20 protein-coding genes are annotated in these 26193 nt (G+C 47.7%); 14 read left to right on the plus strand and 6 right to left on the minus strand.

Translation table 11 applies throughout. The features are described from left to right. The first annotated feature begins 43 nt into the window (after positions 1-43). The 6 genes from glf (at position 44) to I5M27_RS00560 (ending at position 9684) form a co-directional block, all read left to right on the plus strand. Positions 44-1240, plus strand: coding sequence for a UDP-galactopyranose mutase (gene glf / locus I5M27_RS00535; protein WP_200504079.1), 1197 nt, complete (start codon positions 44-46; stop codon positions 1238-1240). Further along, positions 1233-3473: a family 1 glycosylhydrolase gene (locus tag I5M27_RS00540; protein ID WP_200504080.1), complete on the plus strand. Its 2241-nt coding sequence runs from the start codon at positions 1233-1235 to the stop codon at positions 3471-3473. The genes glf and I5M27_RS00540 overlap by 8 nt, the downstream gene beginning before the upstream one ends. A 177-nt stretch (positions 3474-3650) precedes the next feature. Next, complete coding sequence (gene secA / locus I5M27_RS00545) at positions 3651-7040, plus strand: preprotein translocase subunit SecA (protein ID WP_200504081.1); 3390 nt, start codon at positions 3651-3653, stop codon at positions 7038-7040. A 15-nt stretch (positions 7041-7055) separates the two neighbouring features. Further along, positions 7056-7703, plus strand: coding sequence for a deoxyribose-phosphate aldolase (deoC, locus tag I5M27_RS00550; RefSeq protein WP_200504082.1), 648 nt, complete (start codon positions 7056-7058; stop codon positions 7701-7703). 56 nt (positions 7704-7759) lie between these two features. Continuing rightward, entirely contained in the window at positions 7760-8302 is a 543-nt protein-coding gene (locus tag I5M27_RS00555) for a sporulation protein (RefSeq protein ID WP_200504083.1), read from the plus strand. 194 nt (positions 8303-8496) lie between these two features. After that, positions 8497-9684: a M20 metallopeptidase family protein gene (locus I5M27_RS00560; RefSeq protein WP_200504084.1), complete on the plus strand. Its 1188-nt coding sequence runs from the start codon at positions 8497-8499 to the stop codon at positions 9682-9684. A gap of 52 nt (positions 9685-9736) precedes the next feature. Here the strand turns inward: I5M27_RS00560 and I5M27_RS00565 are convergent, their stop codons facing one another. Continuing rightward, entirely contained in the window at positions 9737-10105 is a 369-nt protein-coding gene (locus I5M27_RS00565) for a hypothetical protein (protein WP_200504085.1), read from the minus strand. A 203-nt stretch (positions 10106-10308) separates the two neighbouring features. On the opposite strand from I5M27_RS00565, the gene I5M27_RS00570 reads away from it, so the two are divergent. The 3 genes from I5M27_RS00570 to amaB all read left to right on the plus strand — a co-directional run bounded on the left by I5M27_RS00570 (position 10309) and on the right by amaB (position 14911). After that, positions 10309-11172, plus strand: a complete 864-nt coding sequence (locus I5M27_RS00570) for a DUF2490 domain-containing protein (RefSeq protein ID WP_200504086.1) — start codon at positions 10309-10311, stop codon at positions 11170-11172. Positions 11173-11571: 399 nt separating this feature from the next. Continuing rightward, complete coding sequence (locus I5M27_RS00575; protein ID WP_200504087.1) at positions 11572-13053, plus strand: Do family serine endopeptidase; 1482 nt, start codon at positions 11572-11574, stop codon at positions 13051-13053. A gap of 286 nt (positions 13054-13339) precedes the next feature. Continuing rightward, positions 13340-14911: an L-piperidine-6-carboxylate dehydrogenase gene (gene amaB, locus I5M27_RS00580; RefSeq protein ID WP_200504088.1), complete on the plus strand. Its 1572-nt coding sequence runs from the start codon at positions 13340-13342 to the stop codon at positions 14909-14911. A gap of 280 nt (positions 14912-15191) precedes the next feature. On the opposite strand, the gene I5M27_RS00585 is transcribed toward amaB, so the two are convergent. From I5M27_RS00585 to I5M27_RS00595, 3 genes are all read right to left on the minus strand, one after another. After that, positions 15192-15860: a DUF2461 domain-containing protein gene (locus I5M27_RS00585; protein ID WP_200504089.1), complete on the minus strand. Its 669-nt coding sequence runs from the start codon at positions 15858-15860 to the stop codon at positions 15192-15194. Between the two features lie 187 nt (positions 15861-16047). Next, positions 16048-16581, minus strand: a complete 534-nt coding sequence (locus I5M27_RS00590; protein WP_200504090.1) for an inorganic diphosphatase — start codon at positions 16579-16581, stop codon at positions 16048-16050. An 80-nt stretch (positions 16582-16661) separates the two neighbouring features. Next, positions 16662-17471 (minus strand): energy transducer TonB, encoded by an 810-nt coding sequence (locus tag I5M27_RS00595; protein ID WP_200504091.1) that lies wholly within the window; start codon positions 17469-17471, stop codon positions 16662-16664. A 105-nt stretch (positions 17472-17576) separates the two neighbouring features. Here I5M27_RS00595 and I5M27_RS00600 point away from each other — a divergent pair, with 105 nt between their 5' ends. Both I5M27_RS00600 and I5M27_RS00605 read left to right on the plus strand, forming a co-directional pair. Continuing rightward, positions 17577-18005, plus strand: a complete 429-nt coding sequence (locus I5M27_RS00600; RefSeq protein ID WP_200504092.1) for a RidA family protein — start codon at positions 17577-17579, stop codon at positions 18003-18005. 142 nt (positions 18006-18147) lie between these two features. Further along, entirely contained in the window at positions 18148-19968 is a 1821-nt protein-coding gene (locus I5M27_RS00605; protein ID WP_200504093.1) for a MutS-related protein, read from the plus strand. A gap of 369 nt (positions 19969-20337) precedes the next feature. Here the strand turns inward: I5M27_RS00605 and I5M27_RS00610 are convergent, their stop codons facing one another. Further along, complete coding sequence (locus I5M27_RS00610) at positions 20338-22380, minus strand: S9 family peptidase (protein ID WP_234462329.1); 2043 nt, start codon at positions 22378-22380, stop codon at positions 20338-20340. Positions 22381-22614: 234 nt separating this feature from the next. On the opposite strand from I5M27_RS00610, the gene I5M27_RS00615 reads away from it, so the two are divergent. The 3 genes from I5M27_RS00615 (at position 22615) to I5M27_RS00625 (ending at position 25090) form a co-directional block, all read left to right on the plus strand. Beyond that, complete coding sequence (locus tag I5M27_RS00615) at positions 22615-22863, plus strand: hypothetical protein (protein ID WP_200504095.1); 249 nt, start codon at positions 22615-22617, stop codon at positions 22861-22863. Between the two features lie 42 nt (positions 22864-22905). Beyond that, the gene (locus tag I5M27_RS00620; protein WP_200504096.1) at positions 22906-24174 is read left to right on the plus strand and encodes a hypothetical protein; all 1269 of its coding nucleotides are present in this window, start codon (positions 22906-22908) and stop codon (positions 24172-24174) included. 205 nt (positions 24175-24379) lie between these two features. Beyond that, positions 24380-25090 carry an outer membrane beta-barrel protein gene (locus I5M27_RS00625; RefSeq protein ID WP_200504097.1) on the plus strand — a complete coding sequence of 237 codons (711 nt, stop codon included), beginning with the start codon at positions 24380-24382 and terminating at the stop codon, positions 25088-25090. Positions 25091-25202: 112 nt separating this feature from the next. On the opposite strand, the gene tsf is transcribed toward I5M27_RS00625, so the two are convergent. Beyond that, the gene (tsf, locus tag I5M27_RS00630) at positions 25203-26036 is read right to left on the minus strand and encodes a translation elongation factor Ts (protein ID WP_200504098.1); all 834 of its coding nucleotides are present in this window, start codon (positions 26034-26036) and stop codon (positions 25203-25205) included. Positions 26037-26193: the final 157 nt, after the last annotated feature.

The following is a 26193-nucleotide window of genomic DNA, read 5'->3' on the forward strand; positions in this document are numbered from 1 at the left end:
CATCTTCAAATCTCCAAATTTTCAAATCTCCAAATTATAGAATATGTTCGATTATCTGATCGTTGGGGCCGGGTTTGCCGGCAGCGTACTGGCCGAAAGACTGGCCAGCCAGGAAAACAAAAAAGTGCTGATAATTGACAAGCGCAACCACATTGCCGGCAATGCCTTCGACCATTACAACGAGGCCGGAATTTTGGTGCACAAATACGGGCCGCACATTTTTCATACTAACTCCAAAGACGTTTTCGATTACCTTTCCAACTTCACCGAATGGCGCAGTTACGAGCACCGCGTGCTGGCCAGTGTAGACGGCCAATTGCTGCCCATTCCCATCAACCTCGACACGATCAATAAGCTTTACGGCCTGAATTTAACGGCTTTTGAAGTAGATGAATTCTTCGAATCGGTGGCCGAAAAAGTAGATAAAATTACAACTTCTGAAGACGTGGTGGTAAGCAAAGTGGGCCGCGAATTGTACGAAAAATTTTTCAGGAACTACACCCGCAAACAGTGGGGCATGGATCCGTCGGAGCTTGATAAATCGGTTACCTCCCGGGTGCCCACCCGCACCAACCGCGACGACCGTTACTTCACCGATACCTACCAGGCCATGCCGCTGCATGGCTTTACCCGAATGTTCGAAAAAATGCTATCGCACCCGAACATAAAAGTGATGCTCAACACCGATTATAAAGAAATTGAAGACATCATTCCGTTCAAAGAAATGATCTTTACCGGCCCGGTAGATGAGTATTTCGGTTTCCGTTTCGGCAAGCTGCCATATCGTTCGCTGGAGTTCAAACACGAAACCCTGAATACCGAAAAAATGCTGCCCACGGCGGTGGTAAATTACCCGAACGAACAGCCTTACACCCGCATCACGGAGTTCAAATATTTAACCGGCCAGCAGCACCCCAAAACCAGCGTGGTTTACGAATATCCACAGGCCGAAGGCGACCCGTATTACCCGGTGCCGCGCCCCGAAAATGCGGAGCTTTACAACCAGTATAAAAAGCTCGCCGACCAGACGCCCAACGTACATTTTGTCGGACGCCTGGCCACCTACAAATACTACAATATGGATCAGGTAGTCGCGCAGGCTTTAACGCTTTTTAAGAAGATTTCGATCCGGGAAACCAATAGTGAAAATGCCGGATTACTTGATGGTGCTTTTCAGAAACTGAACGGCCACGCGGTAAAACTAAACGGAAGCGCCACTAAAATCAGGGAGCATGAATAAACCGGAGATCTGGGGCGGCATAGAGTGCAGCATGAACCGCGTAGGCGATAACTATTTCGGGCAGCTGGCGCGTAACGGGCATTTATTTCGCCCCGACGACCTGGAGCTGTTTGCCGGTTTAGGTTTGAAAAAACTGCGCTACCCGCTGCTCTGGGAACAGCTCGCCCCGGAAGATCCAAACCAGATAAACTGGGCCTGGGCCGAAGCAAATATGCACCGGTTAAAGGAGTTGAAAATTGATCCGATTGTAGGCTTGATTCACCACGGCAGCGGCCCGAAATACACCAACTTACTCGATGAAAACTTCCCGGAAAAGCTCGCAGCGTACGCCCGGAAAGTGGCCGAAAAATTTCCTTGGGTTACTTATTATACACCCGTAAACGAACCTTTAACCACGGCGCGTTTCAGCGGGCTTTACGGCTTGTGGTTTCCGCACGAAAGATCGGATAACGCCTGCCTGAAAATGCTGCTGAACCAGTTAAAAGGAACGGTGCTGGCCATGCGGGAAATCAGCAACATAAACCCTGCAGCCAGACTCGTGCAAACCGAAGACCTTGGCCTGACGCACAGCACCGAATCACTCGCTTACCAGGCCGAATTTGAGAATAGTCGCCGCTGGCTTACTTTCGATCTGCTCTGCGGCAAAGTAAACCAAGAGCATCCGCTCTGGGGTTATTTTCAGTGGGCGGGAATCGATGAAAAAACGGTACTGTTTTTTGCCGAAAATCCGCTGCCGCCCGATCTCATCGGCATCAATCACTACATCACGTCGGAGCGGTTTTTAGACGAAAATCTGGTGCCTTATCCGCCTCATACGCACGGCCAGAATCACCGCCACCGCTATGCCGACGTAGAAGCTGTGCGCATCGAAAACCTGGAAACGGCCGGCCCGGAAAAACTGCTGCTTGATACCTGGAACCGCTACAACTTACCCTTAGCCGTAACCGAAGTGCACCTGAATTGTACCCGCGAAGAACAAATGCGCTGGCTTCAGGAAGTATGGCAAGCCGCCGGAAATGCGCAAAAACAGGGCGCCGAAATAAAAGCCGTAACCGCCTGGTCTTTATTGGGTTCTTTCGACTGGAATTCGCTGCTGACCCAACCCAACGATCATTACGAAACCGGCATCTTCGACATTTGTTCGGAAAAGCCCCGCGCTACGGCGTTGGCTAAACAGATTAAAGCCTATGCCGGAACCGGGAAATACGCCCACGAAATTCTGAAAACGCCGGGCTGGTGGCACCGGCCGGGAAGGTTTAATTACCACTGTTTCGAATCGCAAAACGCTATGGTTTCCGGGCAAAAAAGTCAAGGAAATAGAGCTGAAAAGATCCGGCCCATTCTGATCACCGGGGCTACCGGAACGTTGGGAAATGCCTTTGCCCGCATCTGCGAAAAACGCGGCTTAACGTACGTGCTGCTTTCCCGAAACGGTATGGATATTGCCGAAAAAAGTAGCGTGGAAAATGCCGTCCAAAAATACCAGCCCTGGGCCATTATCAACACCGCCGGCTACGTGCGCGTGGACGAAGCCGAAACCGATGCGGACCGCTGCTACCGCGAAAACACCGATGGCCCCAAAGTTTTAGCCGAAGTCTGCGCCCAAGAAAATATTCAGCTCCTTACCTTTTCTTCCGACCTGGTTTTCGGTGGCACTAAAAATACGCCTTACCTGGAAACCGACCAACCCAACCCAACCAACGTGTACGGCAGCAGCAAACATCTGGCAGAAAAGCACGTGCTGGAAATTTTGCCGGAAGCACTTATTATTCGCACCAGCGCTTTTTTCGGCCCTTGGGACAGCTACAATTTCCTGTTTCACGCCTTAGAAACCTTGTCCCGGAATGAAGTTTTTACCGCGGCTTCCGATGCGTTCATCTCGCCAACCTACGTGCCCGATCTGGTACATACTGCTTTAGACTTGCTCCTCGATAAAGAAAAAGGCATCTGGCATGTAGCAAACCAGGGCGAAATAACCTGGGCAGATTTTGCCCGGAAAGCTGCTGATATGTTGCAGATCCAGACCGAAACCTTGGAACAAAAGCCGGTAAACGAATTTAATTTTACTGCTCAACGGCCTGCTTATACGGTTTTAAGTTCAGCCCGTGGTAACCTGCTGCCTTCCCTGGAAGATGCGCTTGCCCGTTTTGTCAGGGATTCGGAGCATCGGGTCTGGGAAACGGTATGGTTTGATTCTCAAAAAGTTAATGCCGAAACAGCTTCGGAATATTAGTTGGAAACGATACCCTGCTTTCAAAACGGTATACTTTTTTAACCAAAAACCGCAAGTTTGTCAGGTTGGCTGTTATTTAGGAGTTATGGCATTGTTTTCGAGAATCCTGCTTCCATTATTCGGAAATACCGCGTATTTTTGAGGTTATTAGCTTAGGATTCTAAAAATTAACGAAAAATGTTCGATCTAATCGGAAAAACCGTCGCGAAGTTGTTTGGCACGAAGTCGGAACGGGATATTAAAGAAGTAATGCCGTACGTAACGCGTACCAACGAGGAATACGCCAAACTTACCGGTTTATCCGACGACCAGCTGCGCCAGCGCACCAACGAAGTAAAAGCGATCATCGATGAGCGTTTACGGCCGATTGACGAACAGATCGCGGCGTTGCATGCCCGCGTTCAGAATGAAACTTCCCTGGATATCACCCAGAAAGAAAATATTTTCGCAGAAATAGACGAGCTGGAAAAACAACGCAACAAAGACCTGGAAGTGGTGCTGTTAGAAGTATTGCCCCAGGCTTTTGCCATTGTAAAAGATACCGCCCGCCGCTATACCGAAAACGAAAAATTAGTAGTAACCGCTACCGATCTGGACCGCACTTTTGCCAGCCGCAAACCCAACGTACAGATTGAGGGCGACAAAGCGATCTGGCACAACAAATGGATGGCTGCCGGTACCGAAGTTGTCTGGAATATGGTGCATTACGACGTACAGCTGATTGGTGGTACCGTTCTGCACATGGGTAAAATTGCCGAAATGGCGACCGGTGAAGGTAAAACCCTGGTAGCAACGCTGCCAGCTTTCTTAAATGCGCTGGCCAAACGCGGCGTGCACGTAGTAACCGTAAACGACTACCTGGCCAAGCGTGACTCTGAATGGATGGCGCCGCTTTTCGAATTCCACGGCATTACTTTGGATTGCATTGATAAGCACCAGCCTAACTCCGAAGCCCGCCGCAACGCGTATCGCGCCGATATTACCTACGGAACGAACAACGAATTCGGCTTCGATTACCTGCGCGACAACATGGCCCGCGAACCGGAAGAACTGGTACAGCGCAAGCACCACTTCGCCATGGTCGATGAGGTTGACTCCGTTTTAATTGACGATGCCCGTACGCCACTCATTATTTCCGGCCCGGTGCCACGCGGCGACGAACATGAATTTTATGAGCTGAAACCGCGCATTGCCATGCTGGTAGAAGCGCAGCGGAAACTGGTTAATAATTTTCTGGTTGAAGCTAAAAAACTGATAAAAGAAGGCAATACCCAGGAAGGCGGCGTGTCTTTGTTCCGTGCCCACCGCGGTCTGCCTAAAAATAAAGCCTTAATTAAATTCCTTTCCGAAACCGGGATCCGGGCCATTCTGCAAAAAACCGAGAACTTCTACCTGCAGGATAATTCCCGCCAGATGCCGGAAGCCGACAAACCGCTTTTCTTCACCATCGACGAAAAGAACAACCAGATCGAGCTGACCGAAAAAGGCGTAGACCTGATTACCGCGCAAGGCGAAGATCCGAGCTTCTTTATCATGCCGGACATCGGTTCAGAAATTGCCCAAATCGAGAGTAACAAAACGCTTTCTTCTGAAGAGCAGGTTCAGGCCAAAGAAAAACTCATTTCAGATTTCTCCGAAAAGTCGCAGCGCATTCACACCATTAACCAGTTGCTCAAGGCTTACACTTTATTCGAAAAAGATACCGAATACATTGTAACCGAAGACCATAAAGTTAAGATAGTAGATGAGCAAACCGGCCGTATCATGGAAGGCCGCCGTTACTCCGACGGTCTGCACCAGGCTATCGAAGCGAAAGAGAACGTAAACGTAGAAGACGCTACGCAAACCTACGCCACGGTAACGCTGCAGAACTATTTCCGGATGTACCACAAACTTTGCGGTATGACCGGTACAGCTGAAACCGAAGCCGGTGAATTCTGGGAAATTTACAAACTGGACGTAGTGGTAATTCCAACCAACCGCGTTATTTCCCGCGACGACCGCCACGATAAAGTTTACAAAACGGTGCGCGAAAAATTCAACGCCGTGGCCGACGAAATTGTAGAACTGACCAAAGCCGGACGTCCGGTACTGGTAGGTACAACTTCCGTAGAAATTTCTGAATTGGTAAGCAGGATGCTGAAAATGCGCGGCATCAACCACCAGGTTCTGAACGCCAAACATCACCAGCGCGAAGCCGAAATTGTAGCCGAAGCCGGTAAACCAAGCACCGTTACCATTGCAACCAACATGGCCGGCCGGGGTACCGATATTAAGTTAACCGCAGATAGTAAAGCCGCCGGCGGTCTGGCCATTATTGGTACCGAGCGCCACGAATCGCGCCGTGTAGACCGCCAGTTGCGCGGTCGTGCCGGCCGTCAGGGTGACCCGGGTTCTTCGCAGTTCTTCGTTTCTTTGGAAGATAATTTAATGCGTTTGTTTGGTTCCGACCGGATCGCGCGTTTAATGGATAGAATGGGCTTAGAGGAAGGCGAAGTAATTCAGCACTCCATGATCTCCAGCTCCATTGAGCGGGCCCAGAAAAAAGTAGAGGAAAACAACTTCGGAACGCGTAAACGTTTGCTGGAATACGACGACGTAATGAACGCGCAACGCGAGGTAGTTTACAAACGCCGCCGCAACGCTCTGCACGGCGAACGTCTGGAACTCGATATCTGGAACATGATCTTCGACGCAAGCGAGGATATGGTGCTGAACCACAAACTTTCCAACGATTTCGAGAACTTTGAACTGAATATTATCCGGGTTTTCGGTATCGATACCAAGATCACAGCAGAAGAACTTTCGAAGAAATCGGCCGAAGAATTAACGCAGCAACTTTACGACGAAGCCCTGCAGCATTACGTTACCAAAAACGCGCATATCCAGGAACATTCCTTCCCGGTTATCGCCGATATTCACATTAACAGCGGCCCGAATATTCAGAACATTGCTGTGCCGTTTACCGATGGCCGCCGCGGCATTTCAGTAGTTGCCAACCTGGAAAAAACGTTCAACTCCCGTTCCAAAGAACTGATCAAGGTGATGGAGAAAACGGTGGTGCTGAACACCATAGACCAGGCCTGGACCCAACATTTGCGCCAGATGGACGACCTGAAGCAATCGGTGCAGAACGCGGTTTACGAACAGAAGGATCCATTGTTGGTTTACAAATTCGAGTCTTTTGAATTGTTCAAACGCATGATCGGAAAAGTGAACGAAGAGTCGGTAGCTTTCTTATCACGCGCCGATATTCCGGTAGAGCAGCAGCAGGAAGTACACGAAGCGCCGGAACCGGTTCACGTGCCGCAACCAAAACTGACGCTTGAACACGAATCGGGTCTGAACTCTTTGGGTGCCGGTCCGGAAGACCTGATGGAAAACCAGACGCAGATCCCGCAACCGCCGCAAATGCCGAAGCAACAGCCGGTGCGCGCTACCAAAGTGGCTAACCGCAACGAAAAAGTGAGCGTACAGTACCACGATGGCCGCGTGCTGCGCGACGTGAAATACAAAACTGTAGAAGACGATCTGCTGCACAACCGTTGCGTGCTGATCGAAGACTAAAAACGAAACCGGGACATGAACCTGGCAGCCTACATCGATCATACCTTGCTTCGGCCGGATGCTACCCAGGAGCAGATTCTGAGCTTATGCGCCGAAGCGAAAGCGTATAACTTTGCGGCCGTGTGCGTGCCGCCGTGCTACGTGAAAACCGCCAAAGAAGCGCTGGCCGAAACTTCGGTAAACATTGCGTCCGTAATCGGGTTCCCGCTGGGGTACTCGCTTACGGACGTTAAGTTTTTTGAGACCCACAAAGCCCTGGCGCACGGCGCTTCGGAAATTGACATGGTAATAAACGTGGCAGCATTTAAAAGCGGTCACTTTTCGGAAGTGCAGGATGAAATCGAGCAGCTTTCCACGCTTTGCCATTTTAAGAATGCCGTGCTGAAAGTGATCGTGGAAACCGCTTTGCTTACCGAAAAAGAACTGGTGCAGGTTTGCGAAATGTGTGCCGTGGCGAACGTAGATTACGTGAAAACTTCCACCGGTTTTGCCAGCCGCGGTGCGGGTCTGAGAGACGTAGAAATTATGCGGGCCAATCTCCCGGAAAATATTAAAATAAAAGCTTCCGGCGGAATTAAAACGCGCGAATTTGCCTTAGAACTTATTGCCGCCGGGGCCAACCGTTTAGGTACTTCTTCGGGAATTGCTTTGATGCAGGATTAAATGATTTTGGCTTTCCATATTTAGCTTTCCGGCGTATGAACCCAATACTTGTGCAAATGAAGAAACAATATCCGCTTTTAATAGCTGTCCTTTTTTTCGGCATCTTTTCGGCCTGCGCCGGCTCTAAGGCCAGCGGCACTTCCGGCGATACGAAAACCACGGAGGAAACAAGCAAAACGGTAGGGAAAAGCAGCAAAAAAGTGCGCACCGAAGATCTGAGCGCGTATCGCCCGAAAGTGGCGGCACCTTCAGGAACGACTGCGGCCGCGGTGGAACCTACCCATCACGTGAACGATAAAGTAGCCATGCTGCTCGATACGCTCGCGGCTTCAAACAGAAATATAAAGTACGCGCAGGGCTACCGCATTCTGGTTTACACCGGCAACGACCGCAAAACGGCTTTCGATTTGCGCAAATCGGCGGTGAACAATTTGCCCGATGAGCGCGATTACCTGACCTATGTGCAACCCACTTTTAAACTGAAGATCGGCGATTTTTACACCCGTATGGAAGCTAACGAAGCCCTGCAGCAATTGCGGAACATTGCGCCGAACGCTTCCATTATTGCCGAACAAATAAACGTAAACCGTCCGAAGTAAAGGAGTTTTCAGGCCTAAAAGCATAGCGTTTTTAAAGCTTTGTCCTGACTTTTTTAGCCCGAAATCATAGCGTTTTAAAGCAAAAAGACTGCGCCGATACTGACCTCCCAGGTTTTTAAAACCTGGGAGGTCTTTTTATATTAGCACCTTAATTCATTACCACATTAGCGCCTTACCACCTTACCACATTAAACATGTCCGACCTGAAAGCCCGCGTAAAACAATTAGCTTCTGAATTTGCTGCCGATACGGTAAAGATCCGCCAGCACATTCACGCCAACCCCGAACTTTCTTTCCAGGAATTTCAGACCTCGGAATTTGTAAAAAACACGCTGGAAAGCTACGGGCTGGAAGCCGAAAACATGGCCGGGACTGGTTTGGTGGTGCTGCTGAAAGGGAAAAATCCGGAAAAGAAAACCATTGCCTTGCGGGCCGATCTGGATGCTTTGCCGATCTTTGAGAAGAATGATGCGCCTCATAAATCGAAGAACGAAGGCGTGATGCATGCCTGCGGCCACGATGCGCACACGGCTTCGTTGCTCGGTACGGCCCGCATTTTAAGCCAGTTGAAAAATGAATTTGAAGGCACGGTAAAGCTGATCTTTCAGCCGGGCGAAGAGAAATTTCCCGGCGGCGCCAGCATCATGATAAAAGAAGGCGTGTTGCAAAATCCGAAACCGGAAGCTATTTTAGGGCAGCACGTTTTCCCGCTTTTGGAAACCGGTAAAGTGGGTTTTAGAAGCGGCATGTACATGGCCAGTGCTGACGAAATTTATGTAACGGTAAAGGGCAAAGGCGGCCACGCGGCCATTCCGGAAATGAACATCGACCCGGTACTTATTTCGGCGCATATTCTGGTGGCTTTGCAGCAGATCGTGAGCCGGGTGGCCAGTCCTAAAATTCCCACGGTTTTATCTTTCGGCAAAGTGCAGGCCAACGGCGCTACCAACGTAATTCCCGACGAAGTGAAAATGGAAGGCACTTTTAGAACGATGAACGAAAAATGGCGCGCCGAAGCCCACGTGAAAATGAAAAAAATGGCCGAAGAAATGGCCGAAGCCATGGGCGGCAGCTGCGAGTTTACGATCCTGAAAGGCTACCCTTTTCTGCAGAACGAACCCAATTTAACGGCCAAAGCCCGCGAAGCCGCCGAAATCTATCTGGGCGCCGAAAACGTGGTAGACCTCGACCTGTGGCTGGCGGCTGAAGATTTTGCGTATTATTCGCAGGAAACGGCCGCTTGTTTTTACCGCCTGGGCACCCGCAACGAAAGCCGCGGTATTACTTCTTCGGTGCACACGCCCACGTTTGATATTGACGAGAAAGCCCTGGAAATTGGCAGCGGTTTAATGGCCTGGCTGGCGCTGGAACAATTGCAATAATTCAAATTGAATTTGCGGCAAAGCCTGAAAAAAGCATTGGGAAAGCTGTTTTTTACTGCAGTTTTCGTTTGAAAGTAAAGGAGTAAAAAGGACTTCCGCCGGTATTGCCGGTGCTTGTGCCGAACGGAATGACCGAGGTGGAGCTGCTTACCAGTTCAAATCCTTGTTCGTTTAGTTTTTCCATTTCCCGGATCACCGGTGCCATGTCGTATTGCTTGGCTGCTTTTTCGCGCTGGAATTCTTCTTTGGTGGTAGGAGTAGACCCAACCGTTACGCTGATGTAATTTACTTTGCCTTCCTGAAAAACACTGATGATGGCGTAATCTTCGGTGCGTTTATTTTTGGTTTCGGCGGTTGTAAAACTGAACAAGCCAATAATAACCGCCAAAAATGTTCCGAATAGTATCAGGTAGTTTTTCATAAATATGAAGGTTAAAGTTCCGGTTCTGTTTATATACGGTTAATTTTAAACCTGAATTCTGATCGGGCAATTTCTTTTTCAGCCGGAGCCGGGCAGCAAAGGGATTACTGGCTGGTAGGGGAAGGTTTTATTGAGGAGTTAGAACAAAATTTCCGGCTTTGGATCAGTTTGCTGCGTATCAGGCTTCAGAAACGCTATTAAAAATGACTAAAAAACTGCTTTTACTGCTCACGCTGAGCTTTTGCCTGAACCGGAACATTCTGGCGCAAACCAAAAAAGTACACGCCGATCCGTTTATCTGGACCGAACTGCAAGCCGATTATTTTCTTAAAGATCAAAGCTTTTTCTTTTTCCGGAACATGTACCGGCACAATACTAATTCTGCTTTTCCAGGCCTGAAAGAAAGCGGGGTTCTGAGTCATTTTTACCTAACTTATTTTCAGCTCGGTTACGATCAGAAACTAACCGAACACTGGCGCGCCGCGGTTTCTGCCCGTTATACTTTCGATGCCCGCAACAACAACCAGATCTACCTGGCTTATCTGCAGCACAATGGCAAAATTGGCCAGACAGATTTTATCAAGCGCCTTTCCTACGATATTATGAATTTTAAGGAAGGCGAAAGCCGCGGCCGGCTCAGGCCCCGGTTTACGCTGGAACGTAATGTTGATTTTGGCAGGCACAGGCTGCGCCCCGGCATAAGCTACGAGCTTTTTTTTTACAACAATTTCAACCCCGATCAGACTGAAATAGCAACCAGAACCGTAGACCGGACGCGGTTGCGGATTACCCTGAGCTATAAAGTGTCGCCTCATTTCTGGATCACGCCTTATTTTATGAAGCAGACCGAATTTTACAATGTGCTGCCTACTTACGTAAATGAACTGGATGCCGATGGCAACCTGGTGCTGGATCCGGACGGCAATCCGGTTCTGATTGAAAAAGAACCCGGCGGGAAGCGCAACCGCATCGAACCAATTTTCGGACTTGATCTGCGTATTATTATTCCGGGGAAAAATATTTCGGAAAAAACCGTTCCTAATTTAGGCAATGGCCCAATTGAATAATGAATTTAAAACCCGGAAGCATCAGTTTTACAGGAGCTGGTAATTGTCTTTCTGGCAGCGGTTTCTGCAATAATGACAGTTTTAATTCAGCTTCTCCAATCGTTTAAACCTTTGGCGGAACACAGTGTCTAAGAAGCACGTTAAGGAAGTTAAGTGTTTTATACTTATAGCGTTAAAAGAAATAATGCTTATCTGCCAAAAGTTGCAAGAAGCCTAAAAAGGCAGGCTTTTTGCAAAGGGTTTTTGCCGGAAAGCAGCGCGAAGAAAATTTCAGTTACCGGGATTCCTATATACCAATTCCGGAATTTCTTCCGTTATAGAACCATTACAAACAGCACTTTAACGTTTAATATATTTTATAAGTAAAAAAGCTACTTACACAATTTAAAACAGTTAAAAATGGAAGCAAAAAAATTCATCCTTGGCCTGATGTTGTCAGCTACTATGGGCGGCGGCATGGCCATTGGCGGGTACAAGCTCCTGGAAGAAGAAAAGCAACCGGTAGCCGAAACTGCCAGCAATAATGTGCGGTACACCAGCATGATGCGTAACAGCAAAGTGGAGGTACCGGTAGGGTTAAATTTTGTGAATGCAGCAGAAAACGTTACCCCGGCAGTAGTGCACATTACCACCGAATATAACCGGCGCCAAAGCCAGCAAAGCTATGGCCAGATGGACCCTTTTCTGCGCGAATTTTTCGGCGATAATTTTGGCGGATATCAGCGTCAGCAAGGTCCGGCAATGGGTTCCGGTTCGGGCGTGATCATTGCCTCTAACGGGTACATTGTAACCAACAACCACGTAATTGATAAAGCCGATAAAATTAAGGTGATCATGGACGACAAGCGTGAGCTGGAAGCTACGCTGGTTGGTGCCGATCCTAACACGGACTTAGCGGTGCTGAAAGTAAACGCCGATAACCTGCCTTCTTTGCGCTACGGAAACTCCGACCAGGTAAAAGTAGGCGAGTGGGTTTTAGCCGTTGGTAACCCTTTCAACCTGAACTCAACCGTAACGGCAGGTATTGTAAGCGCCAAAGGCCGGAACATCAATATTCTGCGCGGCAAAGATAACATGGGTATCGAATCGTTCATTCAGACCGATGCAGCCGTGAACCCGGGTAACTCGGGTGGCGCGCTGGTAAACCTGAACGGCGACCTGGTGGGTATTAACACCGCCATTGCTACGCAAACCGGTTCTTATTCCGGCTATTCTTTCGCCGTGCCTTCGGCCATTGTAAGCAAGGTAGTAGACGACCTGCTGAAATACGGCGAAGTGCAGCGCGCTTTACTGGGGGTAAGCATCCGGGAAGTAGACGCTACTTTAGCTGCCGAGAAAAAGATAAAGACCCTGAACGGCGTGTATGTAATGGGCCTGAATAAAGGTTCGGCAGCTTCGGAAGCCGGTCTGGAAGAAGGCGACGTGATTACTAAGATTAACGGTGCTGATGTAAATACTTCGGCGCAATTACAGGAGCAGGTTGCCCGCTACCGCCCAGGCGATAAAATTAAAGTAACCTTCCTGCGCGACAACAAAGAAAAGACCGTAAATGCTACGCTCCGGAACAAAATGAACGATACCGAAATTGTGCGTTACGATCCAGGCAAAGAAGTAGAAATTGATGGCGCTACTTTTAAACCGCTTACCAAACAGGAACTGAATAAATTAGACCTACAGGGCGGCGTAAAGATCGATAACGTGAAAAACAGCAAATTCCGCGATACGGGTATGAAAGATGGTTTCATCATTCTACAGATCGATAAAACGGATGTGAATACGCCGAAAGATATTGAAAAACTATTAGCTGACCGTAAAGGCGGTATTCTGATCGGGGGTATTTACCCGGATGGCCGCCAGGCTTTCTATGCCATGAGCCGCTAAGTTTCTGAAACCATAAATTAACATTTAAAGGCTTCTGCAAATTGCGGAAGCCTTTTTGTTTGTGTAGCTTTGCATAGAGCCAATCTGAAGATTTGAAAATTTGGATATTTGAAAATGGTAGGCTTTTTACCTTAAAAAGCGCGCCCTTTTAACTTAATTTCAGGAGCAACTAGCGCTAGTGTTAAGCGAAAGCGTTACTGGTTCCAGCCCCGGGTTTTTACCTTAAAAAGAATAGCGTTTTTTAACGTTTCAACAATTAACAATCAGCAATCAACAATTCAATAATATGAAACAAACCATCGATGCAGCACCAATGGCCGTGGCCGTTACCGAAATGCTGGAAAAACTGGGTATTAAGGAAGTAAATCCTGCTTATAGCACCGGCCTTGTTTGGGGCGGACAAAACAACAAAGAAGTACGCGAAATTTACTCGCCGGCCGACGGGAATCTAATTGCCAGCGTGCGCATGGCTACCGAAGAAGATTACGGTGCCGTGATCCGCAAGGCGGAAGAAGCGTTTAAAGTCTGGCGCACCGTGCCGGCTCCGAAACGCGGCGAAATTGTGCGCCAGATCGGCAACAAACTCCGTGAATTCAAAGAGCCGCTGGGCAAACTGGTAAGCTACGAAATGGGTAAAATTCTGCAGGAAGGCTTAGGCGAAGTGCAGGAAATGATCGATATCTGCGATTTTGCGGTTGGTCTTTCCCGTCAGCTGCAAGGCTCTACGCTGCACTCCGAGCGTCCTTCGCACCGCATGTACGACCAATATCATCCGTTGGGCGTGGTGGGCGTAATTTCGGCTTTCAACTTCCCGGTGGCGGTTTGGAGCTGGAACGCAATGCTGGCTGCCGTTTGCGGCGACGTAACGGTATGGAAACCATCAGAAAAAACGCCTTTAACTGCTTTGGCTTGTCAGCACATTATACGCGATGTTTTAGCTGATAACGAACTGCCGGAAGGCATTTTCTCGGTGATCATCGGCGATGCGAAAATTGGCGTGGCCATGTCGAAAGACGTGCGCGTGCCTTTGGTTTCGGCAACCGGTTCTACCCGCATGGGCAAAAAAGTTGGCGAAGCGGTTGGTGCCCGTTTAGGCAAATCGTTGCTGGAACTGGGTGGTAATAACGCGATTATCATGACCGAAAATGCGGACATCGAAATGGCCTTGCGCGCCGTGGTATTTGGTGCCGTTGGTACCTGCGGGCAGCGTTGCACGTCTACCCGCCGCGTAATTATTCACGAAAACATTTACGACGAAGTAAAAGAGCGCTTGCTGAAGATCTACCCCAACCTGCCGATCGGCAACCCGTTGAGCGACGGAACGCTGGTAGGTCCACTGATCGATAAAGATGCGGTAGAAGCATTTTTAAATGCCCTGAAAGCGGTACAGAAAGAAGGCGGTAACCTGCTGATCGGCGGCGAAGTGCTGGAAGGTGCGGGCTACGAAACCGGTACTTACGTAACCCCAGCCATTGTGGAAGCTGAAAACCATTACCACCTGGTGCAGGAAGAAACGTTTGCGCCGATTTTGTACTTAATTAAGTACAGCGGCGGCGTAGAAAATGCCATCGACATTCAGAACGGCGTGAAGCAGGGCTTGTCTTCTTCTATTTTCTCAACCAACATGCTGGAAACCGAAGCTTTCGTAAGCCACTGGGGTTCTGACTGCGGTATTGCCAACGTAAACATCGGTACTTCCGGCGCAGAAATTGGCGGTGCTTTTGGCGGGGAAAAAGATACCGGGGGTGGCCGCGAATCTGGTTCCGATGCCTGGAGAATTTACATGCGCCGTCAAACCAACACGATCAACTTCAGCCGCGAGCTGCCATTGGCGCAAGGTATTAAATTCGACTTTTAAGCGCCAAAACGATTGCGTTTTTAACCTTAAAAAGTAAAGCCGCCCGGAAAGTTTTTCCGGGCGGCTTTTTTATTTATGAGGTAATGAGAATCCCCCTTGTCTCTCCGAGGAAGGGAATTGCAATGCGTGATTTTTATCTGATTTAAATTCTCGTTATCCGATTATTCCTTATTCCCCTCCTCGGAGGGTTAGGGGTGGGTAACAAGTACTTTCGCCAACCTGAAAACGCTATGCATTTCAACAGAAAAACTTCAGCCGGAGTCAATCAGCAATCAGCAATTTACCGGATCGCTTCTTTCAGGAAATCGTTCAGCGGTTTGCCGGCGCAGTAATATTCCAGCAGCATTTCCGGCAGGTCGTCGCTAAGCAGCGGAGAGGTGTCGGTTTCGGCTTCGTAATAGAATTGTTTGTTGGCAATTAAAGGCTGTTCTTCGTAAAGGTCGCGCAGGTCTTTGGGTACAATTTTATTGCGCTCGCCTTGCAACTCACCGTATTTTTCCCGGAAGTTAGGATCTTCTACAATGGCATTGAAACGCTCCATTTCATCTTCAATGTGGTGACGCACGCGCGTTAAATTATCTTTTTCGAGTTCGTAAGAGCCGCCGCCAATGGTAATTTTATCGTGGCCGAACCGGAAGAAAAAGCCCGGACATTCCTTCGATTTTTTGCCGGCGTGCGAAATATTAGCTGAAACGTAGGTATGAAAAGGCGTTTTATCGCGCGAAAAACGGATGTCTTTGTGAATGCGGAAAACGGCATCGGTAACCGGAATGCAAAGCTGCGGGTCGTGCTGCTCCCGGATCCGGGTCATCACATCCTGCACCAGGTCTTTGAAGGGGCGTTTTACAGCTTCTTCGTAAAGGTTTTTATTATCGTCGAACCATTCCTGGTTGTTATTTTGGGAAAGCTGCTCGAAAAACCTGAAGAAATCGGCAGAAAAGTAGGTCATCGTTGTCAAAAGCGTTAGCGTAGGTTGAGGCCTCAAAATACACAATTCCAGCAAAAAAACATATCCATGCTCAAATATATTAATCCTGGTTTGTTTCGGAAGACACTCCGGCTGTTACCCCTCTTTCATTATTGCGCTTCATATAGCCTTCTTTTAATATTATTTCATAAGCCTAGACTTCGCGCTTCTATTGGCTATCTGCGTGGTTTTTGCGAATGAGTTGAAGCGCCTTTTTTGCACCCGCATGTGACAACACGTTAAATTCGATGTCGCGCATTTGGTTATAGCTCCGGAAAAAATGTTCGATCTGTTTTATCATAGGCCGGGGCAGGTCGCGTAATTCTTGCATGTGGGCATGCGGCTCAGATTCCGCAAAAACGCCGATCAGCCGGTCGTTGAGCTGCGGTTTGCCGTCTTTTCCGGTTTGCTCGGCCTCGAGCACCCCAATGATGCGGGTTTCTACCAGGCAGCCGGCAAACGTGGGTGCATCGAGTAAAACCAGCACATCCAGCGGGTCACCGTCTTCGGTTAAGGTATTGGGAATAAAGCCGAAATCATAAGGAAAGACCATGCCTTCTGGCAAAACGTGCTTCAGCTTAAAAAGGCCTTTTTCTTCGTCGAACTTGAATTTGTTGCGGCTGCCTTTGGGCGTGTCGATAATCACGTGGGCGAGGCCGGAACTTTCAGCCAGGGCAGGAATATGAGTAAAATTGAAGGTCATAGTACAGCCGGTTCAGAAATTAAGCTATACTTTGAGCCGGGCGCTGAAGTTGTAAAAAGCCGTTAAAAAAACGCTATGCTTTAAAGCTGAAAAATTACCGGCAAAATCATTTTCTGGCGGATCGGCTGGCCCTGGAAAAGTGCCGGTAACCACATCGGGCCGTTTTCGATCAGGCGTATCGCTTCTTCGTCGAGGCCGTTGCCGAGGGGCTTCAGGATCTTGAGGTTGGTGATGCGGCCGTCTTTTTCCACCATAAATTCTACCATTACTTTACCCTGGATCTGGTTTCGGCGGGCCTTGGCGGTATATTTCTGGTTTTCGCGGATGTAGGCAAAAAATGCATCGGTCCCGTTTACGGGCCGGGCCGGCTGCTCGGGCGTGACTGCTTTCAGTTCCAGATTTTCGTTGTATTCGGGTAAATTTCCAGCGCCGGAATTTTTAGTTGTAGCAGCCGTAGCGGTGGTATCGGGAATGCGGAAAATAAGCGGCATGGAAATGCGCTGGCGCACGTGTTTACCGCCGTGTTTGGCCGGCTGCCATTTTGGGCTGTTCCTTACCAGGCGTAAGCTTTCTTCGTTGCAGGCCTGGTCAAGGCCTTTTTCAATGTTAATGTTGGAGATAGTACCATTCTTTTCTACAATAAAAGTAACTTCCACGGTGCCCTGGGTTTTCTGCTTCAGCGATACAGTAGGGTAGGTGAGGTTGCGCGAAATGTATTCGGAAAAAGCCTCGATGCCACCGCCCGGCTGGGCTGGTTGTTCTACAGCCGTATAAACCTGGTCGGTTTTAGCTTGCTGCGCCAGCACCGGAACCGAAGAAAAGAACGCCAGAACGCCCAGGACCATTAAAACAGCTTTGCCGGAAAAAGTAAAAACGCTAGGGAATTTCATGCTGAAAGTAGAACTGATTGATACTTTAAATTTAAGACGTAGCTAAAATGCCGGTAATTTGCCTTTTCTTGCCCTAAAATAAACAAAAAAAAGTAAATTTGTAGCATGGCAACAGAAGACAAAGAACTTTTAAATTCCTCGAAAGCCCCTGAGCCGGTGGGTTCGTACCCGCATGCGCGGCGCGTGGGCAATCTTTTATTTCTTTCCGGTGTTGGCCCGCGCGAACGCGGCACCAAAAAAATTCCGGGCGTAGAACTCGACGAGAACGGCAATATTCTTTCGTACGACATCGAAGCGCAATGCCATTCGGTTTTCAAAAACGTACGCTACATTCTGGAAGATGCCGGCTCGGGCTGGGATAAACTTGTAGACGTAACCGTGTTTTTAACGAACATGAAAGACGATTTTCAGACCTACAACCGCCTTTACGCCGAATACTTCAAAGACAATCAGCCTTGCCGCACCACGGTAGAGATCAACTGCCTGCCCACGCCGATCGGCATTGAGCTGAAGTGCATTGCTACTATTGATTAGAAATTAGTATCTGGTAACAGGTATCAAGTATCAAGTAACAAGTATCAGGATTTTTTCAAACCTCACAGGTCTCCGAGATCTGTGAGGTTTTATTTTTTACGACTTTTTAACCCGGAAACCCTACCGTTTCTTAGCTTTGTACATGAACGAACCCGAAGTTTTGAACCCGGCCGTAACCTTTGAAAAGCGCCGGCACGATTTTGCTGCTTTAGAGAATACTTTCCGCCGGAAAGCCAATAACGTTTCGATGCTGCGGCTGGGGGTTTTTCTGGGTGGCGCGGCGCTGGCCGGTTGGCTTTTTTATACCGGTCAGACGGCGTTCGGTTTTTTGCTGCTGCTGATTTTTTATTTTGGTTTTGCCTGGCTCATCCGCATGCACGGGCGTTTGCAATACGAGCAGGAACATAACCGCATTTTAAGCCAGATTAACGGCGAAGAAATTTTGCGTTTGCAGGGTAAGTTAAATTTGTTCGACGACGGCGCGCGCTACAAAGACAGCCATCATTTTTACACTTCCGATCTCGACGTTTTCGGTGCACATTCCCTCTTTGCGTTGGTAAGCCGGTCGGTTACGGTTTCCGGGAAAAACATGCTGGCTAACTGGTTTCAGCAAGCCGCCGCGGCGCCGGAGATTCTGGCTCGCCAAAATGCCGTGCAGGAAATTGCTCCGGATCTGGAATGGCGCCAGCAACTCGAAGCCAAAGCCCGGCATTACAAACGCAAAACCGATCATCTGCCCGATTTTCTGAACTGGCTCGCGCAGTCCGGCTTTTTTACCGACCGTGCCTGGCTTTTGGTGTTGACTTTTGCGCTGCCTTTGGTTACCGTTTCGGCGCTGGCTTTGTGGTACTTCGATCTGCTTTCGGGTTATGTGGTTGCAGCGCTGGCTTTTGTGCAATACCTGCTGCACGCTAAATTCCGGAAGGCTAAAGACGAAATTCAGGAAAGATCCGAAGACCTGCACAAGGAAGTTTCCGGCTACGTGTCGGCGCTGGAGCACATCGAAAGCCGGCAATTTGCCAGCGAAAAACTGCAACAACTGCATGGCAAACTTTACCTCAATAACGTTCCAGCTTCGGCATCAATTAAGAAACTGGCGGGCATTTTAGACTACCTCGCAGCTACGCAAAACGTGTATCTGAATTTGCTGGTAAACAGCCTGCTTATGTGGGATTTTTTCTGGCTCTGGCAACTCGATAACTGGAAAAAAACGTCCGCGCCTTTATTCGAGCCCGCCGTTTTAACCTTAGCCGAAGTAGAGTGTTTAGCCAGCTTCGCCGCGTTTCAATTCGCCAACCCAAGCTACGCCGTTCCGGAAATCAGCACCGTACCGTTCGAAATTGAAGCTGCCGAATTAGGCCATCCGCTCATTTTCGTTTCCGAACGCATCAGCAATTCCTTCACCACTTCCGGCGCCGGGAAATCCTTGATCATTACCGGTTCGAATATGTCGGGCAAAAGTACGTTTTTGCGCACCGTGGGCCTGAATATGGTTTTGGCCTACGCGGGTTCGGCCGTTTGCGCAAAACAATTCAAATCCTTTCCGATGCAGGTTTTCACGGCCATGCGCACCGAAGACAATTTAGCCGAAAGCACATCTTCGTTCTACGCCGAATTAAAACGTCTGAAAATGCTATTGGACCTCACCGAAAAACCGGGGCCCGTGTTTTATTTTTTAGACGAAATTCTGAAAGGTACCAATTCCAAAGACCGGCATTTAGGTGCGGTAGCGCTGGTAAAACAACTGCATAAAAGGCAAGCCAGCGGCATGGTTTCCACCCACGATCTGGAGCTCGGCAACCTGGAAAATGAAATGCCGGGCGCGGTAAAAAACTACAGCTTCAACAGCAAAATAGAAGGCGATAAGATCATTTTCGATTACAAACTGACCCCGGGTATTTGCGGCAGTTTTAACGCCAGCAAACTCATGCAACTCATGGGAATTGCAATTGAGGAAGCATAAAAAACGTTAGGGTGGGAGGCGGAAAAAGTCTGCAAGTTGGAAGCTTTACTTTTTCATAGCATCAACCACCCCCAACCCCTCCTGACCAGGAGGGGAGCTTTTTTCCTGCTTCAAATTGACTTTTGGTGCTTAAAAGGATAGCGTTTTCTTCGCTAGCTATAAAATATTTAAAATAAAATTTAGCAGAAAGTAGCTCCCCGCCCTATCAAGGAGGGGCCGGGGGTGGTTGGCCCGTTCTCTGAGAATTTATAATGCCTGCATAAAACGGTAGGGTTTTAAACCAAAAAAGCCCCGGAAATCTCCGGGGCTTTTCTTATATCTGTAATTCGAAGATCCATTTCCAAATCTCCAAATTTTCAAATCATTGAATTAACCAGCTTTCTCCTCTTTCAACGTCCGGCCGAGCCAGTCGAAGAAGACGCGTTGCCAAAGCACGCTGTTTTGCGGTTTCATAACCCAGTGGCCTTCTTCCGGGAAATACAGGAAACGGCTCGGGATATTCTGCAATTGTGCGGCGCTGAAAGCTTCCATCCCCTGGTTGATCGGCACCCGGAAATCTTTTTCGCCGTGAATTACTAAAATTGGGGTATCCCAGTTTTTGGCGAATTTATGCGGGCTGAATTGTTCGAAGCTTTTGCTTGGATTCTTGTCGTAGTAGGCATTTCCGATATCATGTTTGGCAAAGAACATTTCTTCGGTAGTGCCATACCAGCTGTCTAAATTAAACAGGCCGCAGTGCGAAATAAAGGTTTTGAAACGCTTGTTGTGCATGCCAGCCAATTGATAAACCGAGTAACCGCCATAGCTTGCCCCAACTGCGCCCAGTTTGTCTTTGTTCACGTACGGCTCTTTGGTCATGTCATCGATCGCGGTCAGGTAATCTTTGATCGGCTGGCCACCCCAATCCTGGCTGATGCTGTTGTTCCATTCGGTACCAAAGCCCGGTAAACCGCGACGATTTGGGGCTACAATGATGTAACCGTTAGCCGCCATTAACTGGAAATTCCAGCGATACGAGAAGCTTTGCGAAACCGGGCTTTGCGGACCACCCTGGCAGTATAAAAGCGTCGGGTATTTTTTATTCGGGTCGAAATCCGGTGGGTAAATGATCCAGCTCAGCAGGTCTTTGTTGTCGGTGGTTTTGGAAGTGCGGGCTACTACTTTACCCATTTTAATTTTGCCCAGCATTTCGGTATTGATGCTGGTAAGCGGCGTTTCTTTGGCGTCTTTCATGCTCACCAAAACCAGTTCGGCCGGCTGGCTCATGGTAGTTTTGTTAACAATGAAATTCTGGCCGGCAATCTCGAAACCGTTGTAGTTGAACTGACCGTTCGAGAATTGCTTTACGGTTTTGTCTTTCACGTCGGCTACAAAAATTTGCTCCGTGCCTTTCAGCGTGCTGGTGAAATAGATCTTTTTGCCGTCGTTGCTCCATTTAATGCCGTGGGCGGTTTGCTCGCTTCCGGCGGTAATTTCTTCCTTCTTGTTCGAAGCAAAATCGTACACAAAAATGCGGTTGCGGTCCGATTCAAAACCCGGGGTTTCCATACTTAGCCAGGCCAGTTTTTTACCGTCAGGGCTGAAGCTTGGCTCGTTGTCGTAGCCCATCATACCATCGGTTAAGTTCTTGGTCTGGCCGGTCTTGATGTCGTACAGATAAACATCGGAGTTGGTAGAAACGGCGTAGGCCTTGCCCACCTGCTTTTTAGAGGTGTAAGCAATGGTGTTGCCATCCGGGCTGAAGGTAAGCTGTTCCGCGCCACCGTGAGGCATTAACGGGGCATCGTAAGGTTCTCCGGCCATAATGTCTTTCGGCGTGCCGCTTAAAGAACCGTCTTTGTAAGGCGCAAAAAATACGTGGCTTACTTTAAAGTCGTCCCACTGGTTCCAATGGCGGTACATCAGATCATCGATAATGCGCGCATCTGCCTTAGGCAGGTCCGGATAAATTTCTTTTACTTCCTTACCGTTTTTTACATCCTGGGTAAAGAGTATGTGGTTCTGGGCTTTGGCGTATTTGAAGTTGGCCAGGCCGTCTTTCAGGTCTGAAATTTTCTTTTTATCGGAGCCGTCCGGATTCATTTCGTATAGTTGAACCGAACCGCTTTCCGAAGAAAGAAAGGCGATCTTTTTACCGTCCGGGCGCCAGGTTACGTTAAATTCGCTGGTTTTGGTGTCGGTTAGTCTTTTGGCTTTGCCGCCTTCTACCGGAATGGTGTAAATATCGGCGTTGCCTTTGTTCTCTTTCAGATCGTAGTAGGTAACGGTGTAAACCACGGTCTTTTTATCGGGCGAAACTTCGGAAGAACCGAGGCGGCCGAATTGCCAGAGCAGTTCCGGCGTAAGGGTTTGCTGGGCGTTGGCAGTACTTAGGTGTAAGAAAACAGCCGCCGCTAAAACGAGTTTTTTCATCAATTTCAATAGCGTTTTGAGAAGCCTAAGTTACCAATTTTCGGGCAGAAACGGGAATGGAAAAACATGTACGTTAAAATTACCTGCTTCCGGACAATAAGAGCATTGCAAAGCAGTTTTTAAGAACAAAACCCTACCGTTTTTTCAGGAATATTTTTTTTTGCAGGATACTTTTTTATAGATGGCTTTTTTTTAAGTTTGCCCTGAAGTCTGAATTTTTAAACTGATAGAACCATGCGATTAGTAGCCAATATACCCCACGAAGATGTACGAATTTCGGTTTTTGCCTGGAACGAGAAATTCCTGGTGAAATTTGAGAAAGCCGGAATGGAACAAACTTACAAAATTGCCGAAATGGATATTCCCGGCGATGGCGACCTGGAAAAAATGATCGATGAGGAACTGGTGGATACCGTGCTGGAAATTTTCCATAAAATGGGTACCGCCTGGAAAGAAGCCCGGGAGCGGATGGATACATTGTAGTACTTTATTTGCTTTTCCAATCAGTAATCTAATCCTTCTAGTTTGATATTATTACAGCGTCGCGCTCAGGTTTTGCCGGATAAGAAATATTTGAATTTGCTGCTTTGCCTGGGGCACCTGTTTTTTTTAATATTCGTTTTTGCCGGTTTAAGGCTCCTGCAAGCCAAAGTTGTTTTTCCAGCAGAAACTGAATTGCTGAATTGGGACGCAGAGCATTATCATGCCATTAGTAAGAAAGGTTATTTTGGCATAAATGTGGCTTTTTTTCCGTTGCTGCCTGCCATCTGGCGCTTAACCGGGTTTAGCGGTTACGGAATTGCCCTTTTAAACGCAGGGGTTTTCTATGCAGCTTTTTTATGCCTGGCAGGTATGCTTCAGCTCCGGAAAAGAGAGATTTTACTGATTCTTTCTGTTCCGGGATTTTTGTTCTTTTACGTGCCCTACACCGAGGCCTTGTTTTTTGCCGGAGCAGTATTGTTCCTTTATGCTTTAAAGAAAGAACATTTCTGGTTCCTTATCCTAAGCATTTTCCTGGTTTCATTCATCCGGCCGGTAATTTCTATTTTATTGCCTGCTTTAGTGCTTACCGTATTCATCAGGCATAAACCGGGAGATGAGTTTTACGCTCTTAAAACAATAATCTGGGGTTTTATTTCAGTTTTGCCAGGTCTGATCGGGTTAGCCTATCTGCAAAAAACACAAACGGGAAGCTATTTCGGGTTTATAACCATTCAGGCCGAACATTGGCACCATTATTTGCAAATGCCTTCTTTTCCATTGTCAACCTGGGAAAACAGCACGCGCCTGGTTTTGTTGCTCGATGGGATCGGGCTATTCATTGCTTTGTTGTGCGGCGTGAAAGTGATGCAGCAGATGTGGTTTAAATATAAGAAGCCGGAAAACCTGTTGGAAGGTTACGTGCTTTTTTCGCACTTTTACCTGGCCGGATGCGGTGCCGCAATTCTGCTCTTTCAGGGGGGCGGCCTTATTAATATGAACCGCTATTTATTTGCCACCGCTTTTTTCGTGGTTGTATTCAAGCATTTCGCTAACCACTATAAGTTTAAGCCGGCACACTTCTTTTATCTGTTTGGCAGCCTTGAGGTTTTCTGGCTGCTTTTTAAAAGCTACGACCGGCTGAATACTTTCCTGAGATTAAGCCTGGCTTCCGTTTATTATTCAGCGATTTTGGCAGTTTTTCATAGATCAGCTTTTGTAAGAAATACCGCATTTGCAATTTTTTATGTTACTAATGCCGTTGCTCAAATGTATTGCCTGGATGTGTTTATGAGCGGACAGTGGATATCGTGATGAACTACTGGGATGAAAATATCTGACGTAAAATTTAAAGATTGGAATCAGGCACCGGAGTAAATAAAAGCTTCATAATTCTAAAAAAGTTTTCAATAGAAGCAGCGTTTGCATAGTCTGGGTTGTCAAGTAAGTGCCACTAGGGAAATCTGAAGAGCATATAGTGGGCATATTTACCAGAAACGAAGCGTTGAATTTTAGATTTATGAAGAAACTGATCTTTGCCTTTTTTACCATCCTTTCTTTCGAAACTTACAGCCAAACACCAGAAATTAAGCCTTTAGGGAAGTTTGCAATTGGCATTACTTTCTCCCCCGATTATTGCTACAGAACTTTAAATGCTGATGCTAGCAGTAAACCGATTGCTGACATGCGCGATGAAGAAGAAATTGCAAAACTTGGATTTACTACTGGTGCTACCTTGTTTTACACATTAGGTAGCCGGGTAGCCTTAGAATCCGGATTGCTTTTTTCAGATAAAGGAGAGAAAACCAGGGAAAGGAAATATAATTTTACTGAACCGATAGTTAACGCGCCTGTTGCAGGAACCCACAATTACCATTATTTCTATATTGATGTTCCGACCAAAGTTAATTATTACCTAACAATTGGAAAGATGAAGGCATTTGTATCGGCGGGTACTTCAACAAATATATTTCTAAAGGAGAAGAGGTCTTCTACCTATACCTATGCAGATGGCCGAACGGAGGACCGGACGGTAGTTTCTAAACCAGGCTTTTCCAGGGTAAATCTTGTAGCGCTGGCTGGTTTTGGAGTAGATTATACCCTGACAGAAAATTTGCAGATCAGAGTTGAACCAATTTACCGAAGATCGATAACCTCTATAATAAATGCGCCCATAAAAGGCTATCTTTATTCGGCCGGAATAAATTTTGGCGTGTATATGAAATTGTAAAAAGCTGCAATCGCCAGCCTTAACCTTAGGGTTAATTAGTACAGAAACAAAAAAGTCTGCCTCATTGCTGAAGCAGACTTTTTTTGGTTAAAACGATACCGTTTTCGGATAATTAACCGATCTGTACGCGTTTGAATTCAGAAACAGTTAAGCCTTTAGACTTGCTGTCCAGTAACTTCGCGATCGTCATAGACGGGTCTTTCACAAATTCCTGGTTCAATAAAGTAGAATCTTTGTAGAATTTGTTCAGTTTACCTTCGGCGATTTTTTCCAGCATAGCTTCTGGTTTGCCTTCTGCACGCGCCTGCTCTTTACCGATCTCGATCTCACGGGCAATAGTAGCAGCATCAACGCCGTCTTTGTCAAGGGCAATTGGCTTCATGGCAGCGATCTGCATGGCAACGTCTTTACCAACTTCCTGTACGTCGGTTCCGTTTACGTTTTTCAGGCCTACTAATACGCCTAATTTACCGTTAGAGTGGTTGTAAGCAACAACCTGGTCAGCAGTTACGGTTTCGTAAGCTACTACATCCAGTTTCTCGCCAATTTTACCCATCAGGTCGGTGATGTGGTCTTGTAACGAACGGCCATCAGCCTGCGGAGCGGCTAATAATTCTTCTTTAGAACCAGCGTTGGTTTTAACGGCAGTATCTAAAATAGTTTTCGCGAGGTTTTTGAAATCTTCAACTTTAGAAACCGGTTCTGTTTCGCAAGCTAAGGCAATTAATTTACCAGTTGTACCATCGGCGTTTACCTGGGTTAAAACTGCACCTTCAGAAGTTTCGTTGTCAGCACGTTTGCTGGCAATTTTCTGCCCCTGCTTGCGCAGAATGTCGATTGCAGCTTCCATGTCACCGTTTGCTTCGGTCAGGGCTTTTTTGCAGTCCATCATACCGGCGCCGGTAGTTTGTCTTAGTTTGTTAACGTCTTGTGCTGTAATAGCCATGTTTTCTTTTAATTAAGAATTAAGAATTAATAATTAATAATTTACTTTTTGGGTCCGGAAACCTACCGTTTTGGTGTTGCCTTCCGGATAAATTCAAAAAAAGGGAACAGGGTTGCCGGGCAGCCGCTGTTCCCTTTTGGGGATTTCATTCAGAGGT

Origin of the sequence: Adhaeribacter terrigena (genome assembly GCF_016623615.1) — a bacterium.
In the GTDB taxonomy this organism is placed as follows: Bacteria; Bacteroidota; Bacteroidia; order Cytophagales; family Hymenobacteraceae; genus Adhaeribacter_A; species Adhaeribacter_A terrigena.

Excerpts from the sequence above, each read along its gene's own strand:
- secA (WP_200504081.1), top strand. The coding sequence starts at position 3,651 with ATGTTCGATCTAATCGGAAAAACCGTCGCGAAGTTGTTTGGCACGAAG.
- I5M27_RS00595 (WP_200504091.1), bottom strand. The coding sequence starts at position 17,471 with ATGAAATTCCCTAGCGTTTTTACTTTTTCCGGCAAAGCTGTTTTAATG.
- I5M27_RS00625 (WP_200504097.1), top strand. The coding sequence starts at position 24,380 with ATGAAGAAACTGATCTTTGCCTTTTTTACCATCCTTTCTTTCGAAACT.
- I5M27_RS00600 (WP_200504092.1), top strand. The coding sequence starts at position 17,577 with ATGGCAACAGAAGACAAAGAACTTTTAAATTCCTCGAAAGCCCCTGAG.
- I5M27_RS00615 (WP_200504095.1), top strand. The coding sequence starts at position 22,615 with ATGCGATTAGTAGCCAATATACCCCACGAAGATGTACGAATTTCGGTT.
- I5M27_RS00590 (WP_200504090.1), bottom strand. The coding sequence starts at position 16,581 with ATGACCTTCAATTTTACTCATATTCCTGCCCTGGCTGAAAGTTCCGGC.
- amaB (WP_200504088.1), top strand. The coding sequence starts at position 13,340 with ATGAAACAAACCATCGATGCAGCACCAATGGCCGTGGCCGTTACCGAA.
- I5M27_RS00540 (WP_200504080.1), top strand. The coding sequence starts at position 1,233 with ATGAATAAACCGGAGATCTGGGGCGGCATAGAGTGCAGCATGAACCGC.
- I5M27_RS00610 (WP_234462329.1), bottom strand. The coding sequence starts at position 22,380 with ATGAAAAAACTCGTTTTAGCGGCGGCTGTTTTCTTACACCTAAGTACT.
- deoC (WP_200504082.1), top strand. The coding sequence starts at position 7,056 with ATGAACCTGGCAGCCTACATCGATCATACCTTGCTTCGGCCGGATGCT.
- I5M27_RS00560 (WP_200504084.1), top strand. The coding sequence starts at position 8,497 with ATGTCCGACCTGAAAGCCCGCGTAAAACAATTAGCTTCTGAATTTGCT.
- I5M27_RS00575 (WP_200504087.1), top strand. The coding sequence starts at position 11,572 with ATGGAAGCAAAAAAATTCATCCTTGGCCTGATGTTGTCAGCTACTATG.
- I5M27_RS00585 (WP_200504089.1), bottom strand. The coding sequence starts at position 15,860 with ATGACCTACTTTTCTGCCGATTTCTTCAGGTTTTTCGAGCAGCTTTCC.
- I5M27_RS00605 (WP_200504093.1), top strand. The coding sequence starts at position 18,148 with ATGAACGAACCCGAAGTTTTGAACCCGGCCGTAACCTTTGAAAAGCGC.
- I5M27_RS00555 (WP_200504083.1), top strand. The coding sequence starts at position 7,760 with ATGAAGAAACAATATCCGCTTTTAATAGCTGTCCTTTTTTTCGGCATC.
- glf (WP_200504079.1), top strand. The coding sequence starts at position 44 with ATGTTCGATTATCTGATCGTTGGGGCCGGGTTTGCCGGCAGCGTACTG.
- tsf (WP_200504098.1), bottom strand. The coding sequence starts at position 26,036 with ATGGCTATTACAGCACAAGACGTTAACAAACTAAGACAAACTACCGGC.
- I5M27_RS00565 (WP_200504085.1), bottom strand. The coding sequence starts at position 10,105 with ATGAAAAACTACCTGATACTATTCGGAACATTTTTGGCGGTTATTATT.
- I5M27_RS00570 (WP_200504086.1), top strand. The coding sequence starts at position 10,309 with ATGACTAAAAAACTGCTTTTACTGCTCACGCTGAGCTTTTGCCTGAAC.